A 14,502-nucleotide genomic window follows, 5' to 3' on the forward strand; every position below is an offset into this window, starting at 1 on the left:
CGCCGCCGACTAATCCAGAGGGAGCATTGACGGCGGTGATTCATTGCTGTGATGGAATGGTTCGGGAGCCGGCCCGCCTCGACAGTGACAACCGACTCCCGGACTCGAACATGCCCTCCTTCTCGCGGCGACAGATCGTCCATGCATTGCCGGGCGCAGCGGCGCTTGCGGCGATTCCGCGCAGTGGACGAACCGCCGACTATCCGTCGCGTCCGATTCGCCTGGTGATCCCGTACGGGGCGGGCGGATCAGGCGATCAGATCGGGCGTCCCTGGGCGGAGAAGATGTCGTCGCTGCTCGGACCCGTCTTCATCGAGAACATCACCGGTGCGGGCGGCGCGATCGGGACAACGGCAGTCGCGCGCGAGAAGCCCGACGGCTACTCGTTGCTGCTCGGAAACGACAGCACGCAGGCGGCTATTCCGCTGCTCGCGCAAAATCCGTCCTATGCAATGGACGATTTCCGCGCCATCTACCGCCTCATCACCAGCGCGCTGGTTTTCGCCGTCCATCCGTCGCTGCCCGTCAAAGACCTGCCCGAACTGGTTGCCTACGCGAAAGCCAATCCGGGAAAGCTGTCCTACGGGACGCCCGGCATCGGCAGCGGAAATCACCTCGTCGGCGAAGCCTTCAAGCTGCAGGCGGGCGGTCTGGACATCGTCCATGTCCCGTATCGGGGCATCGCGCAGGCCAGCAACGACCTCCTCGCCGGCCAGATCCCGCTCATCATTGCAGTGATGTCGGTGCAACTGCAGCAGTGGAGCGAGGCCGGTAAGATCCGGATGCTCGCGGTCGCCACCGAAAAGCGGCTGAGCGTGGCCCCCGATATCCCGACCGCCATCGAATCCGGCATGCCGGGCCTGCGCTATGACGGCTGGTTCGGCCTGTTCGCGCCCCGGCAGACCGACGATGCGATCATCGACCGGATTGCGCAGGCGACGCGCCTTGCCATGGCCGACAGGGCGATGCAGGCCAATTACCGTGCCGAGGGCATGGAGCCGGACAGCGCCTCGAACCCGGTCGAATTCCAGCGCCTCGTCGAGGCGACTGCGGCGAGCCTGGCGTCCATGATCAAATCGATCGGACTGCAGAGATTTTGAGCGGGCTCACGCAGCGGCGCGCGTGACGATGCGCGCCGACAGCGTGACGAGACCCATCAGCGCGGCGAGCAGCCAGAACGCCAGAGGCAATCCCCCGACACGCGCGAGGAAGCCGACGCCGGCCGGGCCGACGAGGATGCCGGCATAGCCCGCGGTGGTGATCGCCGCCACCGCAAGCCCCGTCGGCATCACCGTCTGCCGCGCCGCCCGGCGGAACAGCACCGGCACGAGGTTCGACGCGCCGAGGCCGATCAGCAGGAAGCCGGCGATCGCAATCGCCGCAAGCGGCGCCGTGAGCAGGACGACGAAACCGGCGATTGCAATGAGGCTGCCCCAGAGCAATGTCGCGCGATCTCCGACGCGCGCGACGACGGCGTCGCCGCCGAGCCGCCCCATCGTCATCGCGATCGAGAACACGATATAGCCGATCCCGCCTTGCGCTTCGGAGACGAGGCCCGCGCCGATCACGAGCAGCGCGCCCCAGTCGAGCATCGCGCCTTCGACCAGGAAGGTGATGGCGCCGAGCAGCGCCAGCAGCAGCACCGAGCCGTGCGGCAGCACGAACAGCGGTCCCTCCTGCACCTGCACGGAGCGAAGCAAACGCGGCCAGGCGACCAGCATCGCGATCAGCATCAGGGCGGAGCAGACCAGCGTGCATGCGAGCGCGGAGAGTTGCAGCGAGAGCAGCGCGGTCATTAGCGCCGATCCGGCAAAGCCGCCGATGCTGAACAGCGCGTGGAAGCCGGACATCAGCGGCCGGCCTGCGTCGCGCTCCACCTCGACCGCGTGGATGTTCATGGCAACGTCGATGGAGCCGAGCGCGGCGCCGAAGGCGAACAGCGCCAGAGCCAGCGTTGCCGGCGTGCTCGCGACCGCCAGCAGCGGCAGGATCAGCGCAAGGCCCAGTCCGCCCGCGATGATGATCGGCCGGCTGCCATAGCGCGCGCTCATGACGCCGGTCAGCAGCATGGCGAGCACCGAGCCGATGCCGAGGCTGAGCAGCAGCAGTCCGAGCACGCCGTCGTCGACGGCGAGCCGCGCCTTCGCGAACGGCACCAGCGGGGCCCAGCAGGCGATGCCGAAGCCGGCGACGAGAAAGGCGAGCCGCGTCGCAAGACGGGTCGCCGGCCGATCGGCAGAATGCATGGGAACTCCGGAAGAGGAAGGAGGCAGAGGAGGTGCACTCGACAAGCCTGATGATTGCCGCGACTTTATGTCGGGGAGAGCGGTGGAATTGTCGCGACCGGGCAATTGTTGCCGGCTGTCTCTGCGCGGGTCTGGGCCAGACCGCCGGGTCATTGTCCTGATCGCTGTGTCGCCGCCCGCCAACTCCTTACGACTAAAATATTGCGTTTTACCGAAATTCTGATTTATCGTATTTGTCGACCATCCCGACTCATCCTTGAGGGCGATCATGTGGTCGTCATGGTCGCGAGGCGGGCTTGCGGTGGACGCGGCAGCGCCGGGCGCGAGAGGTGCGGGCAGGGCGGATTGCTCTCCGTGAGCCCGAGGCTTCGTACGGACGGACGGCGCTGTCAGGTTCGTCTCGCCTGTAAGTTTCTACGGCAACACCGGAGGCAGCCGCGCGCAAGCTGATCGAACTCGCTGCCAGCATTCCGCCGGTCCAAGACGGTCGCATCCACATCGAGAGAAGCTCAACGCGCCGTTCCTCTACACGCTCAAGGCCACCGGGCCGGAGTTAGGCGCGGGCATCGAGTACGCCATCGAGCAGGGCTGGCTCGAATGCACGAGAGCGGCACCTATGTCCGGCTGCTGTCTCCCGGCCAAGACCTGCTCGAATAACGAGCTAGTCGACCGATCCACCCGCCCGGTCGATCACGCGTCTCACCAACACACGTTCACTGGCCTGAGCCTCCAACCCCAGCCAGTCCAGACGCGACGCCATCGCGTGCAACCGCCATACGCTGCGTAACTCCAACCTGGCGCTCCCCAGCCGGGTCCCCAAACAGGTCCTCCCCACCCCCAGCCAGGTCCCCAAGCTGCCGCGCTGGCAAGCCCAAGGCCGAGACCTATGCCCACAGCTGGTGCTCCCCATCCGCCGGCGCGCCAACCGCCTCCCCAACCGCCGCCATGCCAACCGCCGCCGTGCCATCCTCCATGAAAGCCGCGTTGGGCGGACGCTGCACTAGGCGCCAGGGCAAGCGCCGCTGCGACGCTGAGAGCGAAAAATGCGTTCTTGACCATGACAACCTCCGGTTTGAGTTGTGCGGCATAAACGCTTCGCGATCACCTTTGTTCTGATCGCGCCCAACTTGCTTCAAATGATTAGGTCTCACGACTGCCCACGGACCAGCAGGAACAACACAGCGGCGGTGAAATTTGATTGCTCGTTGGCCCTTCACGCGGGCTGGCCTGAAGGGTTGGCGGGGCGGCTTCGGGTTCCCCCCCGGGTCAACCGGAGCCGTCTTTCCTCTAAGCCAGTCGCCTCGAATTTAATCTGCAATCCGGTTCATTTCGTACAGACGAAGAGAAGTCCCATGGCCGAGATTATTGCCAGCGCATGCATTAGCATGCGCTGGCGGCCCCGGCTCGTCACCTGCCAGCCCTGGAGATGGGCTTGGGGCCGTTCGACCCATGCTCTAGCCGTGTGAACTGTTCACTTTGGCAGGGACCCTTGCTCAGTGCATGTCCTCTATGCGCGCGCAAAGGACGACCCAAGTTACAATCCAGTGCACACCGTCAGCATGACCGATCCTTCCAATCCCCACGCGCAGACTGCCATGCAGCTCTTGGTGTGGGCCCTGGAAGAAATTGAAAAAGCCGCCAACATGGAAGCCGCACAACACGCGCGAAGCGCATTAGATGCGATCCGTAAGAGCATGCAGCCGGACAAATTAGCCACGCGCAGCATCACTGAACCTGACGCAAAACCAAAGTAGGCCACTGCGTTTCGACAATTCATTTTGGCGGATGTAGCTCTGAGGATCGTAGCCACTCGCTCACGTGCGAGCCGGTCGCAGCCTGTCGCCTCGAAAAGAACGCAAGAGAGGCTGGGAACGCAAGGCAAGCTTGCCCTGTTGCCGCTTTTTCCCGATCTACGTGGAGTAAGGGCGCATGGACGTCATGGAGCGCGTTGATATCGAGGCGGCAGCGGATACTCCTCAAAAAGCGACCGAAGACATCGCCATTAACGTGGCTTTCGGCGCAAGCGTTCTGGTTGCGATGGCTGGCTGGCTCTACATTTTAGGCCGGGGTGCGCTCCTCGCAATAAGCTGGATCATTGGTTGATCATCCGCGCGTCCGATTTGCCAGAGTTTCCCGTTGGGCCGCGTAAGGTAACGAATTTGAGGTTTAGCCCACGTAAGATGGAGCTTCACTCCGCGATGACGCTCGGCGGGATCATGGTCTGCTTGAACGGGGCTATTGGCCTTCTGGGCTTTGCTAGACGGCGCGAACGGACGCGCTCGCGCAGCGCAGCGCGCATGGCCGGTGCTCAATGACGAAGGCCGCAGCGAACTCAATCGCTGCGGCCCGCGCCGTGGTCAAAAAAACCGGGTGAAACAAATTACGTGAACTATGAGCCAGCCCCGGTTTGCCGAGCTTTCCCGCTGCTTCCAGTTCCCGCTATAACAAACGTGAGTGCGGGTGCGCAGCGCGGTGACCGTTGTTCCTGCCGGGAACATTGCGAAAACGAACAGAGCGGCCCTTCGGTCGGGGAGTAGCCTCAGTATCGCTTGGTGCAACCGACCAAGCACCTCCAGTCGCGGCCCCGGCCTACACCTTCAGCAGCATGTCCCCTGCCAGGCCGGGGCCGTCGTCGCGACAGGGTGCGTGAGTTCAAGTTGCGACGCAGCGGTGTAAGCGCGGGTGCCAAGTCGATCCCAGCTCACATGTTGGCGTCGCGACACAAAGATGAAGGCGCGGGTGCAATGTCGCTCCTTCAGCGCAGGTCGGCGCCGTGACGCAGAGATTGAGCCGTGGATGCATAGTGTATCCGGCTGGGCATGTTGCAGTAATCGGCGCGGCGTGGGCGCCGAACCTAACCAACGATGCCGACGCGGCGGCAGGCGGCGGAAGCACGCATGCAAGCCGACCGGCTGGCTGCGAGGCATGGACCGTGCGCATGCTCGGTTTCAAGGGGCCGGCACAGCCGTCTCGTAGCCCTAGCGAGTTGCGTGCATGCAGCCGGAACTATCACCAAAAAGAGTAGCTTGAGGCTCACAACGGGTGGGATTAGGCTTCTGTCGAAGTGAAGCAATGGCCTGATGACCCTGCGGTGGTTTACATGCGCCATACGATTGAGACCGCACCGAACGTCGTCATCCTCGATGCGTCACGCGCGCGGCGGGGATTTGCAATTTCCTGGATCCCCTCAACCCTCGTCACGGCGACGCTCATCGGGTTCTGTCTCAACGCCGAAGTCGTCGCCTATCTGGCGCGATACGCCACTCAGCAGGAGTCATCAAAGCTCATCACGATCATCCCGCCGGCCATGGCGCAACAGACGCCATTGCCGAGGGACGACGAGGCGGCGCAACTCAAGCAGGCGGTCGACAGCGCGACAGCCGAACTGCGGCAGTCTCTGCAGCAAGAGCACGACAGGGCCGAGGCGCTCGAAAAAGAACTGGTGAAGGCGTGGCGGTACGTCGGGAAGCTGTTGTCGATGCGCAACGGCGAGGCGGACCAGTTCAGCCAAGCGGTCGACAACGCGACGGCAGTACTGTGGCAGTCTCTCCAGCAGGAGCACGACAGGGCCGAAGCGCTTGCAACCGAACTGGCGGACGCGCGGCGCTCCATGAAGCAGAAACCTGCCGCTGTGGAAGAGATGCCCGGTGTCTCCTTGCCCGCCTGGGCAAACAGCTACGCCGCCTTCATGAAGCCCGCCCAGACCGCAGTGCAGCCGGACGTGTCCGCGGAGAACAGCAAATCGGCAATTATACCAGGCGAACCAGCTCGCGTTGAGCACAAACCGCGCGGGGGCTCCGGCTGCCAGCACTTTCAGAGCTACGATCCGGTATCAGGAACTTACATGGGCTATGACGGACGGCGGCATTCCTGCCCATAAGTTCGGGCGGTGTTTCGGAAACAAGTCTAGCTGACCCGCCGCTATCGGCAGCGAGATGCAGCCGCCCTCACTCGGCGGCGCCTCGTTCTAGGACGCGGCGGTGCGGCGGGACGCCCCCCGGCAGGCGTCGTGCATTTGTGAAAATCCGTGATGAGCTTGCTGCGTGCGAGCGTGGACAGCTATTGGCGAATGTCGGATAATGCAAATTGCAAATTGCGGGGCCCTGAGGCCTGCATTTGAGCTTCCACAGAAGGACGATTCCGATGACTCAGGCAGGCGCCTACGGGCAGAGGCTTGGGCAATTCCTGCGTTTGAAGGATGCGCCGCCCTCGCTGGTCACGCGCTCGCTGCGCAGCGCTGCGCTCGCGGTCACCGAAACCCGCAATGAGCGCCCGGTGCGTGGCCTATCCGGCTCGCTGACTGCCGAAGATGCCTTTCTCGTCAGCCTGAAGCTGCACGACTATCCGGACTGCGAGCTCTGGGAACGCGGAAAATGCATCATGCGGGCGGATGTCCGCGCCGGGACGACCTATCTCTACGATCTCAAGCGCGATCCGCGCTACGTGATCGACAAGCCGTTCCACTCGCTGTTTTTCTACCTTCCACGCTCGGCGCTCGATAGCATCGCCGAGCAGTGCAATGCACCGTGCGTCGACGAGCTCGACTGTCAGATCGGCGTCGGCCATGACGACGGAATTATCCGCCACATCGGCGCCTCGCTCCAGGAGGGCCTGCGCAGACCGGACGAGGCCAACCAGCTCTTCGTCGATCACATGATGCTCGGCCTGACCGCCCATGTCGCCCAGACCTATGGCGGGCTTCGGCGCGCGTCCGCCTCCGCGCGCGGCGGCCTCGCGCCGTGGCAGGCGAAGCGCGCCTGCGAGCGGCTCGAATCCGACCTCGGCGGCAAGGTCTCGTTGCAGAAGATCGCGACCGAGCTCGACCTTTCGGTCAGCCATTTCTCACGTGCGTTCCGGATTTCGATCGGCCTGCCGCCGCACCAATGGCTGCTGCAGCAGCGCGTCAAGGCCGCCAAGCAGCTGATGAGCGTACGCGACCTGCCGCTGTCGGAGATCGCCATCTCGGCCGGCTTTGCCAACCAGAGCCACTTCACGCGGGTGTTCTCCTCGATCGTCGGCGTCAGCCCGGCGGTATGGCGCCGCGAGGCGCTTGGTGCCTCGCGCGGCCGGGCGTGATCTCGAGCCTGCGTGCTTAGCGGCGCTTCGCAAGTGAGATGGTGTAGGCGGCGCGCCGCGCGGCAAAGATCTCGTCCGGCGGGTGGCCGATGCCGTCGGCGAGATTGGCCGGATTGAAGATAGAGGCGTCGCAGGCCTCGTTCGGCTCGAATCCGGTGATCACGATCGTGCCGAGGCGTACCTCTTCGCGATGATCCTCTTCAGGCCAGCGTATCGTGACGTCCTCGGTGGGATCGCCGGGGCGATCGAGCAGCGCCATCACGTTGAAGCGGGCATCGCCTGCCGCGATCCGCGTGCCGAGATCGTCGCGCAGGAAATCGGCCGGCTTCGCCCTCGCTTCGTCCTCGCTCAGCGTGATGTCGCCGCCGGCCGGGGCAACCTTGAACTTGATGAAGCGGGTCTCGCCTTGCTCATTCGTTGCCGGAAAGGCGTGCACGCCCCAATAGGTCGTGCCGGCAAGGCTCCCGGGCAGCCGACGCGCGGCGATGTAGTTCGCCTGGTTGAGCGTCTCGGGGTTGGCCGCCGAGAACGCCTTGACCTTCGCCATATCAGGCTTGCCGTCGGCACCCGGAACGCGCGCCTCGAGGAAGGCCAGCATCTGGTCGAGCGTTCGCGCAAAATGCACCGGCGCGCTCTCGGCGAGAATGTCGGATCGATGCTTCTCGTCGCCGAGCTTGAAGCTGAAGCCGCGCAGCACGAGGTTGTTGGTATCGGCCACATTGGGATTGCCGCCCCCGACCGAGAAGCGCGCCAGCACGCGCGATGGCCGCGTGAAGCTCTGCGATCGCGTGACCTCTCCCGCGTGATCCGACGGGGTGTAGGTGCCGCGAACGCACCAGCCCTTGGCGAAGCTTGCCCGCACCTTCGGCGGATTGCCGGCGACCGCCTTCAGGGCATCGACGATGGCAGCGGGCGTTGCGGCGGGGATCTCGGGCATGATGGGGCCTTCTCGCGTGGGCGCGCGCAGATTAGGCCTCGTGCGAAACCAGAGTCTTTCCCAAACCGATCGCGCTTGGCACGATCCTGCTCAAGGCACCTGCATGGCTGAGCGCGCGGAGATGGTTGCCGCGCGTCGGCTGGACGGTGCTCGGCTAACCGCCGAGGATCCGCCGGCAGGAATCGACGAACACCTGCGCGCCGGTGACGATATCGGCGTCGGCGGTATTCTCGGTCCAGTGATGACTGATGCCACCGATCGACGGCACGAACAGCATGCCTGCGGGCATCACGGTCGCCAGCATCTGCGCATCGTGGCCGGCGCCGCTGGGCATGCGGATGGAGCGTCCGTCAGCAAGAGCCTTGCTCGCGGTCTCGATCGCGTCCTGAATGCCCGGGTTCATCATCGCGGGCGCGCCGGTGCGGATTTTCTCCACGGTGACGGTGCAGGGGCCTTTCTCGCTGGCCTCGTCGGCCATGGTCCGCAGCAGGTCCTCCAGCCGCGCGATCACGGCAGGGTTGTCGTCGCGGATCTGGAACAACATCTCGGCGCCGCCCGGGATGATGCTCGGCGCACCGGGATCGAGCGTGATGCGGCCGGTGGTCCAGACTGTGCGGGGACCGCATGCGCCCGGAAAGCGCTCGTCGATCGCGAGGCAGAATTTGGCGAGCGCCAGTCCCGCATCCTTGCGCACGGCCATGCGCGTGGTGCCGGCGTGGTTCTGCTCGCCGATGAAATTGATCTTGTACTGCCAGATGCCGACGATGGACGTCACGACGCCGATCGCGAGCTTGCCGCTTTCGAGCGTGTCGCCCTGCTCGATATGCGCCTCCAGATATCCGACGTGCCGGCCCGGCTCGGCCGCGACGCGTGCCCGCCCGGCGAGACCCATGTCGGCGAGGGCATCGCGCATGGGGCGGCCGCTGGTGCGGTCGCGCGCGGCATCGATCTCGGCCTCGGTCACTTGTCCCACATAGGACCGCGATCCGAGAAAGCTGCCGAAATGGCCTTCTTCGTCGCACCACGCTGCGACCTCGACCGCGCCCCCGAGCGCGGGATCGGCGTTGAGCACGCGCGCGGCTTCGAGCGCATAGACGACGCCGAGCGGGCCATCGAGCCAGCCGGCATAGTTCTGGCTCTCCAGATGCGAACCCGCCAGCAGCTTCGGTCCAGCCTTGGCGCTGGTGCCGAACACGTTGCCGATGCCGTCGATCGTTGCGGCAAGACCGGCGTCGGGCAGCTTCTGCATCAGCCACTCCAGCGATTGCCTGTGCGGCTCCGAGAAGGTCGGCTTGTGCACGCCGGTCTTGTAGGCGCCGATGGCGCGGAGCGCATTGAGGTCGGCGAGGACGCGCTCGCCATTGGCGCGCGGCTTGGTGTCAGGCATGTTCGGCAACCTTCAATGCCTCGGTGCGGATCTCCTCGACCAGCCGTTCCTTGAGCTGGACGAATTCCGGCGTGGTCTTGATCTTGTAGGAGCGCGGATGCGGCAGGTCCACACTGATCTCGGCCTTGATACGGCCGGGGCGCGCGCTCATCACGATGACGCGGCTGCCGAGGAAGATCGCCTCCTCGATGTCGTGGGTCACGAACAGCACGGTCTTCTGGTCGCGCTCCCAGATGCCGAGCAGCATCTCCTGCATCAAGGCGCGGGTCTGGTTGTCGAGTGCACCGAAGGGCTCGTCGAGCAAGAGAATCTTGGGATCATTCGCAAGCGCACGCGCGATCGCGGTGCGCTGCTGCATGCCGCCCGAGAGCTGTTTCGGCCAGTGGTTCTCGAAGCCGGTGAGGCCGACTTGGCGGATGAAGGCATCCGCGATCTTGTTTCGCTCCGCCTCGGGCACGCCGCGCTCGCGCAGGCCGAAGGCGATGTTCTCGCGCACGGTCAGCCAGGGAAACAGCGTGTAGGACTGGAACACCATGCCGCGATCGGCGCCGGGTCCGGTGACCTCGCGGCCGTCAAGCGTGACGCGGCCGCTGGTCGGGCGATCGAGTCCGGCGACGATGCGCAGCAGCGTGGACTTGCCGCAGCCGGAGGGGCCGAGGATGGTGACGAAATCGTTGTTGGCGATGGTGAGATCGGTCGGTTCCAGTGCCCTGGTCGGCGCATTGCCGTGGCGTGCGGGGAAGGTGCGCGAGACCTGCTCGATTCTGAGTGTGGTCATGCGAGCCTCCACGGAAACAGCCAGGCGTTGAACGCCTTGAACATGAAGTCCGAGAGGAGGCCGATCAGTCCGATCACGATGATGCCGAAGATGATCTGCCCGGTGTTGAGCAGCGCCTGGCTGTCGGTGATCATGTGGCCGATGCCCGAAGAGGAGCCGATCAGCTCGGCGACGATGACGTAGGTCCAGGCCCAGCCCAGCACCAGGCGCAGGATCTCCGCGATCTCGGGCGCGGAGGAGGGCAGCAGCACGCGGCGGATGATGCCGCGATCGCTGGCGCCCAGCGTATAGGCCGCCTCGACCAGATCGCGCCGCGTTGCGCCGACGGTCACGGCGACCATCAGGATGACCTGGAACACCGAGCCGATGAAGATGACGAGCAGCTTTTGCAATTCGCCGATGCCAGCCCACAGGATCAGCAGTGGAATGAAGGCGGAGGCGGGCAGATAGCGTGCAAAGGACACGAAGGGCTCGAGGAACGCCTCGACCGGCTTGTAGGCGCCCATCAGCACGCCGAGCGGCACCGCGATGATCGCCGCGAGCGCGAAGCCGCCGACGACGCGCCAGATCGTCATGCCGATGTCGTAGATGAATCCCTGCTTGGCCAGGAGGTCATAACCCTCCTGCACCATGGTCAGCGGGTTGGCGAGGAAGGTCTTCGACACATGGCCGCCGAGCGTCGCCCACGACCAGAGAGCAACGAACAGCACGAAGAACGCGAGGCCATAGGCCATACGCTGCTTCGATGTAACAGGGTCCAAGGGACGCATCGACGATCTATCCGGGCGGTGAACAGATTTGCCGGCCCCGCCGCGAGACGGGGCCGGCAGCTCCAAAGTGACTTACTTGATGTAGCTCGCGTCGAAGAGATCCTCGACCTTCGGCGCGGCCTTGATGATGCCGATCTCGAGCAGCAGGTCGGCGGCCTCCTTGTTGAAGGTCAGGAAGTCACCGGCAAAGAATTTCTGGTTCGCAGCTTTGTCCTGCCAGCGCAGATATTTTGCCGAGTTGCCGAACTGTTCGCCGGTCTGCTTCACGTCGGCGCCCATGATCTCGTAGGCCTTGGCCTGGTCCTTGGCGATCATGTCGAGCGCCTCGAAATAGCTGTCGGCGAGCGCCTTGGCGGCCTTGGGATTCTCCGTCAGGAACTTCGGCGTGCAGCCAAAAGTGTCCATGACCATCGGGTAGTCGAGCGTCGTGGCGATGATCTTGCCCTTGTCGGGCGCAGCGCGAACCGTCGACAGATACGGCTCATAGGTCATGGCGGCGTCGTTCTGGCCGGAGACGAAGGCCTGCGCGGCCGCGGCCGGCTCGAGGTTCACGACGGTGACGTCCTTCACCGTGAGGCCATTTTTCTTGAGCATCCAGGCCAGCGCGAAATAGGGCGAGGTGCCGGGCGCGGAAGCTGCGACCGTCTTGCCCTTCAGGTCCTTGATCGCGCTGACGTCGTTGCGCACGGCCATGCCGTCGGCGCCATAGCTCTTGTCGAGCTGGAAGATTTGCTTGGTGGCGACGCCGTTGGCGTTCCAGGAGATCCAGGTCTCGACCGTCGTCGCCGCGCACTGCACGTCGCCGGAGGCGATCGCGAGGTGGCGATCCTTCTGGGGAATCTTCTTGATGGTGACGTCGAGGCCGTTCTTCTTGAAGATGCCAGCCTCCTTCGCCAGCGTCAGCGGCGCGAAGCCGGTCCATCCGGAGATGCCGATGCCGACCTTGACGTCGTCGGCGAGCACGGGAGTGGAGGCCGCAAGGGCAATGATTGTCGCAAAAATCGTCGAACTACGCATGATTGTCGTCCTCTTGCCGATCGATGGATTGACGTCCTGTTGATCTCTGTCGGCCGCTATGGACCGTTGCCCGAAGCATTGCACGAATTGTGCCGACATTGTTCTCTCAGCCTCCCTTGAATCGGGCGACAAGGCGGTGAGAGTCACCGGGATAGAGCAGGCGCACCGCGGTGATCGTGCGCGCGCTGCGCCAGGTATAGCGGTCGATCACGAGACAGGGCGCGCCGATTGCGATGTCGAGCGCTTCCGCCGTGCGATCATCCGCAACGATGGCGCTGATCGTATGCTCGGCCTCTGTCCATGGGACATGATGAAGCAGCCACGAGCCCGGCGGCTCGCGCGAGAAATCCGCGGTCGCGGCACTAGGCACGGAGGCGAGATCGATCAGCCTGTCCTCGACCGCGAACGGCACCTTGTCGGCGCTGTGGCGGCAGGTGATGGCAACGACCTTGCCGGCTTTCTTGATGCCAAGACGCTCGCGGTCGGCGGCGGTCGCCGCCCGCAGTTTGCGGCCGGTCAGCTCGTATCCGTAGGCGCGGCCGAGTGCGGTGATCTCGGCGCGGATGTCGGCGATCTTGAGCACGGCTGACTGATGCTGCGGGCGGCGCACGAAGGAGCCGGCGCGCCGCCGCCGCTCGATCAAATCGGCCTGCGCCAGTTCCGATAGCGCCTTGTTCACGGTCATGCGTGAGCAGCCGTAGCGCGCGACGAGCTCGTGCTCGAATGGAATGCGATGACCGGGCGGCCATTCGCCGGTGAGGATCCGCTTCTCGATGTCGGCGCGGATACGCTTGTAAAGCGTCGGCTTGTCGGCCGCATCGGTGCCAAGGCTCATGCGACGAGCCTCCGCACCGCCGCGTTGAAGCGCTCGCGCGCGGCCTGGCGCAGCCGGTGCCGACCGCCTTCGACGACTTTGTGGCCGCCAGCCCAGACGCAATCGATCGCGCCGCCGCCGGCGGCAAAGATCCAGCCGTCGGTGACTGCGTCGTGCGTGCGGCCGGCCAGCGACGGATGCGCTGTATCGAGCGTGACGATGTCGGCGCGCGCGCCGGGCGTGAGGCCGACTATCGCCTGCGCCATCGCCTGCGCGCCGTCTGCGAACGCATGATCGAACAGCGTGCGCCCCGTCGAGCGGCCTGCGCCGCTGGAGAGCACGTTGCGCTGGCGATGCTTCAGGCGCTGGCCGTATTCGAGCTGGCGCAATTCGTCGGCGGCGCCGACCAGCACGTTGGAGTCGGTGCCCACACCGAACGCGCCGCCGGCCGCGAGGAATTCGCGTACGGGAAAGATGCCGTCGCCGAGGCTCGCTTCGGTGATGGGGCAGAGACCGGCAACTGCGCCCGTCTTCGCGAATGCCGTGATTTCCGCATCCGTCATGTGGGTCGCGTGAATGAGGCACCAGCGCTGATCGAGCGGCGCGTGCTCCAGCAGCCATTGCACCGGGCGCCGGCCGGACCAGGCGAGGCAATCCTCGACCTCCTTGATCTGCTCGGCGGCGTGAATGTGCACCGGCCCGCCGTTCGCAAGCGGAATGATCGCCGCGAGCTCGTCCGGGGCGACCGCGCGCAGACTGTGCGGCGCAATGCCGATATTGGCGCCCGGCAATGTTGCGATCACCTTGCGCGAGGCGGTCACGAGCTCTGCGAACTCATCGACCGAGCAGATGAAGCGGCGCTGGCCGTCATGCGGCGGCGCGCCGCCGAAGGAGCCGTGCGCATAAAAACTCGGCAGCAGCGTCAGGCCAATGCCCGAGGCCTCGGCAGCCTGCGCAATACGCCCGGCCATTTCGCCGATATCGGCGTAATGCGAGCCGTCGCGATCGTGATGCAGATAATGGAATTCGCCGACGCGGGTAAAACCCTGCTCCAGCATTTCGACATAAAGCAGCGTGGCAACGGCGGTAACGTCATCCGGCGTCATCGCCAGCGCGAAGCGATACATCGTCTCGCGCCAGGTCCAGAACGTATCGGTGGAATCGCCGCGCAGTTCCGCAAGTCCGGCCATGCCGCGCTGGAAGGCGTGGCTGTGCAGGCTCGCAAGTCCGGGCAGCGCGATGGCGTGGCATTCGGCGCCGGCGGCAGGCTGCACGCCTGGCGTCACCTCCGCGATCGCGCCGGCAGTGATCACCACCTGTACGTCATTGGCCCAGCCCGAGGGCAGGAGCGCGGAGGCGAAATGCAGTCGGGTCATGATTGATTGCACGCCGGCTGGACAGAACCGCCTTACGATTATATGTCTAGACATATAAGTCAAGCATCCCAGGATGCAGAGATATCCGCGAAGGGACACCT

The 14,502-nt window shown here is 64.9% G+C and carries 13 protein-coding genes; 5 read left to right on the forward strand and 8 right to left on the reverse strand.

Going from position 1 to position 14,502, the window contains the following annotated elements; all coding sequences use genetic code 11:
* Positions 1–110 precede the first annotated feature (110 nt).
* Positions 111–1,100 carry a tripartite tricarboxylate transporter substrate binding protein gene (locus tag QA642_RS14480; RefSeq protein WP_283086889.1) on the forward strand — a complete coding sequence of 330 codons (990 nt, stop codon included), beginning with the start codon at positions 111–113 and terminating at the stop codon, positions 1,098–1,100.
* A 6-nt stretch (positions 1,101–1,106) separates the two neighbouring features.
* Here QA642_RS14480 and QA642_RS14485 read toward each other — a convergent pair whose 3' ends face one another.
* Positions 1,107–2,246 (reverse strand): MFS transporter, encoded by a 1,140-nt coding sequence (locus QA642_RS14485; RefSeq protein WP_283085256.1) that lies wholly within the window; start codon positions 2,244–2,246, stop codon positions 1,107–1,109.
* 1,496 nt (positions 2,247–3,742) lie between these two features.
* On the opposite strand from QA642_RS14485, the gene QA642_RS14495 reads away from it, so the two are divergent.
* The 4 genes from QA642_RS14495 (at position 3,743) to QA642_RS14510 (ending at position 7,322) form a co-directional block, all read left to right on the forward strand.
* Positions 3,743–4,000 (forward strand): hypothetical protein, encoded by a 258-nt coding sequence (locus QA642_RS14495; RefSeq protein WP_283085257.1) that lies wholly within the window; start codon positions 3,743–3,745, stop codon positions 3,998–4,000.
* Positions 4,001–4,175: 175 nt separating this feature from the next.
* A complete protein-coding gene (locus tag QA642_RS14500; protein ID WP_283085258.1) occupies positions 4,176–4,349 on the forward strand; it encodes a hypothetical protein in 174 nt (57 codons plus the stop codon).
* A gap of 997 nt (positions 4,350–5,346) precedes the next feature.
* Positions 5,347–6,126 (forward strand): BA14K family protein, encoded by a 780-nt coding sequence (locus tag QA642_RS14505; RefSeq protein ID WP_283085259.1) that lies wholly within the window; start codon positions 5,347–5,349, stop codon positions 6,124–6,126.
* Positions 6,127–6,389: 263 nt separating this feature from the next.
* A complete protein-coding gene (locus QA642_RS14510; RefSeq protein ID WP_283085260.1) occupies positions 6,390–7,322 on the forward strand; it encodes an AraC family transcriptional regulator in 933 nt (310 codons plus the stop codon).
* A gap of 16 nt (positions 7,323–7,338) precedes the next feature.
* Here the strand turns inward: QA642_RS14510 and QA642_RS14515 are convergent, their stop codons facing one another.
* From QA642_RS14515 to QA642_RS14545, 7 genes are all read right to left on the reverse strand, one after another.
* Positions 7,339–8,259, reverse strand: a complete 921-nt coding sequence (locus QA642_RS14515; protein ID WP_283085261.1) for a catalase family peroxidase — start codon at positions 8,257–8,259, stop codon at positions 7,339–7,341.
* Between the two features lie 154 nt (positions 8,260–8,413).
* Positions 8,414–9,646: a Zn-dependent hydrolase gene (locus tag QA642_RS14520; RefSeq protein ID WP_283085262.1), complete on the reverse strand. Its 1,233-nt coding sequence runs from the start codon at positions 9,644–9,646 to the stop codon at positions 8,414–8,416.
* A complete protein-coding gene (locus QA642_RS14525) occupies positions 9,639–10,424 on the reverse strand; it encodes an ABC transporter ATP-binding protein (protein WP_283085263.1) in 786 nt (261 codons plus the stop codon). The genes QA642_RS14520 and QA642_RS14525 overlap by 8 nt, the downstream gene beginning before the upstream one ends.
* Positions 10,421–11,194: an ABC transporter permease gene (locus QA642_RS14530; RefSeq protein ID WP_283085264.1), complete on the reverse strand. Its 774-nt coding sequence runs from the start codon at positions 11,192–11,194 to the stop codon at positions 10,421–10,423. Before QA642_RS14530 ends, QA642_RS14525 begins: the two co-directional genes overlap by 4 nt.
* Positions 11,195–11,266: 72 nt before the next feature.
* Positions 11,267–12,211 carry an ABC transporter substrate-binding protein gene (locus QA642_RS14535; RefSeq protein ID WP_283085265.1) on the reverse strand — a complete coding sequence of 315 codons (945 nt, stop codon included), beginning with the start codon at positions 12,209–12,211 and terminating at the stop codon, positions 11,267–11,269.
* 106 nt (positions 12,212–12,317) lie between these two features.
* Positions 12,318–13,046, reverse strand: a complete 729-nt coding sequence (hutC, locus tag QA642_RS14540; protein WP_283085266.1) for a histidine utilization repressor — start codon at positions 13,044–13,046, stop codon at positions 12,318–12,320.
* Positions 13,043–14,401, reverse strand: coding sequence for a formimidoylglutamate deiminase (locus QA642_RS14545; RefSeq protein ID WP_283085267.1), 1,359 nt, complete (start codon positions 14,399–14,401; stop codon positions 13,043–13,045). Before QA642_RS14545 ends, hutC begins: the two co-directional genes overlap by 4 nt.
* Between the last annotated feature and the right edge of the window lie 101 nt (positions 14,402–14,502).

The organism is Bradyrhizobium sp. CB2312, from assembly GCF_029714425.1.
Classification (GTDB): domain Bacteria; phylum Pseudomonadota; class Alphaproteobacteria; order Rhizobiales; family Xanthobacteraceae; genus Bradyrhizobium.

What these genes read in the sequence shown, in the direction of transcription:
- QA642_RS14480 (WP_283086889.1), top strand. Translation starts at nt 111, where the DNA reads ATGCCCTCCTTCTCGCGGCGACAGATCGTCCATGCATTGCCGGGCGCA.
- QA642_RS14485 (WP_283085256.1), bottom strand. Translation starts at nt 2,246, where the DNA reads ATGCATTCTGCCGATCGGCCGGCGACCCGTCTTGCGACGCGGCTCGCC.
- QA642_RS14500 (WP_283085258.1), top strand. Translation starts at nt 4,176, where the DNA reads ATGGACGTCATGGAGCGCGTTGATATCGAGGCGGCAGCGGATACTCCT.
- QA642_RS14505 (WP_283085259.1), top strand. Translation starts at nt 5,347, where the DNA reads ATGCGCCATACGATTGAGACCGCACCGAACGTCGTCATCCTCGATGCG.
- QA642_RS14510 (WP_283085260.1), top strand. Translation starts at nt 6,390, where the DNA reads ATGACTCAGGCAGGCGCCTACGGGCAGAGGCTTGGGCAATTCCTGCGT.
- QA642_RS14515 (WP_283085261.1), bottom strand. Translation starts at nt 8,259, where the DNA reads ATGCCCGAGATCCCCGCCGCAACGCCCGCTGCCATCGTCGATGCCCTG.
- QA642_RS14520 (WP_283085262.1), bottom strand. Translation starts at nt 9,646, where the DNA reads ATGCCTGACACCAAGCCGCGCGCCAATGGCGAGCGCGTCCTCGCCGAC.
- QA642_RS14525 (WP_283085263.1), bottom strand. Translation starts at nt 10,424, where the DNA reads ATGACCACACTCAGAATCGAGCAGGTCTCGCGCACCTTCCCCGCACGC.
- QA642_RS14530 (WP_283085264.1), bottom strand. Translation starts at nt 11,194, where the DNA reads ATGCGTCCCTTGGACCCTGTTACATCGAAGCAGCGTATGGCCTATGGC.
- QA642_RS14535 (WP_283085265.1), bottom strand. Translation starts at nt 12,211, where the DNA reads ATGCGTAGTTCGACGATTTTTGCGACAATCATTGCCCTTGCGGCCTCC.
- hutC (WP_283085266.1), bottom strand. Translation starts at nt 13,046, where the DNA reads ATGAGCCTTGGCACCGATGCGGCCGACAAGCCGACGCTTTACAAGCGT.
- QA642_RS14545 (WP_283085267.1), bottom strand. Translation starts at nt 14,401, where the DNA reads ATGACCCGACTGCATTTCGCCTCCGCGCTCCTGCCCTCGGGCTGGGCC.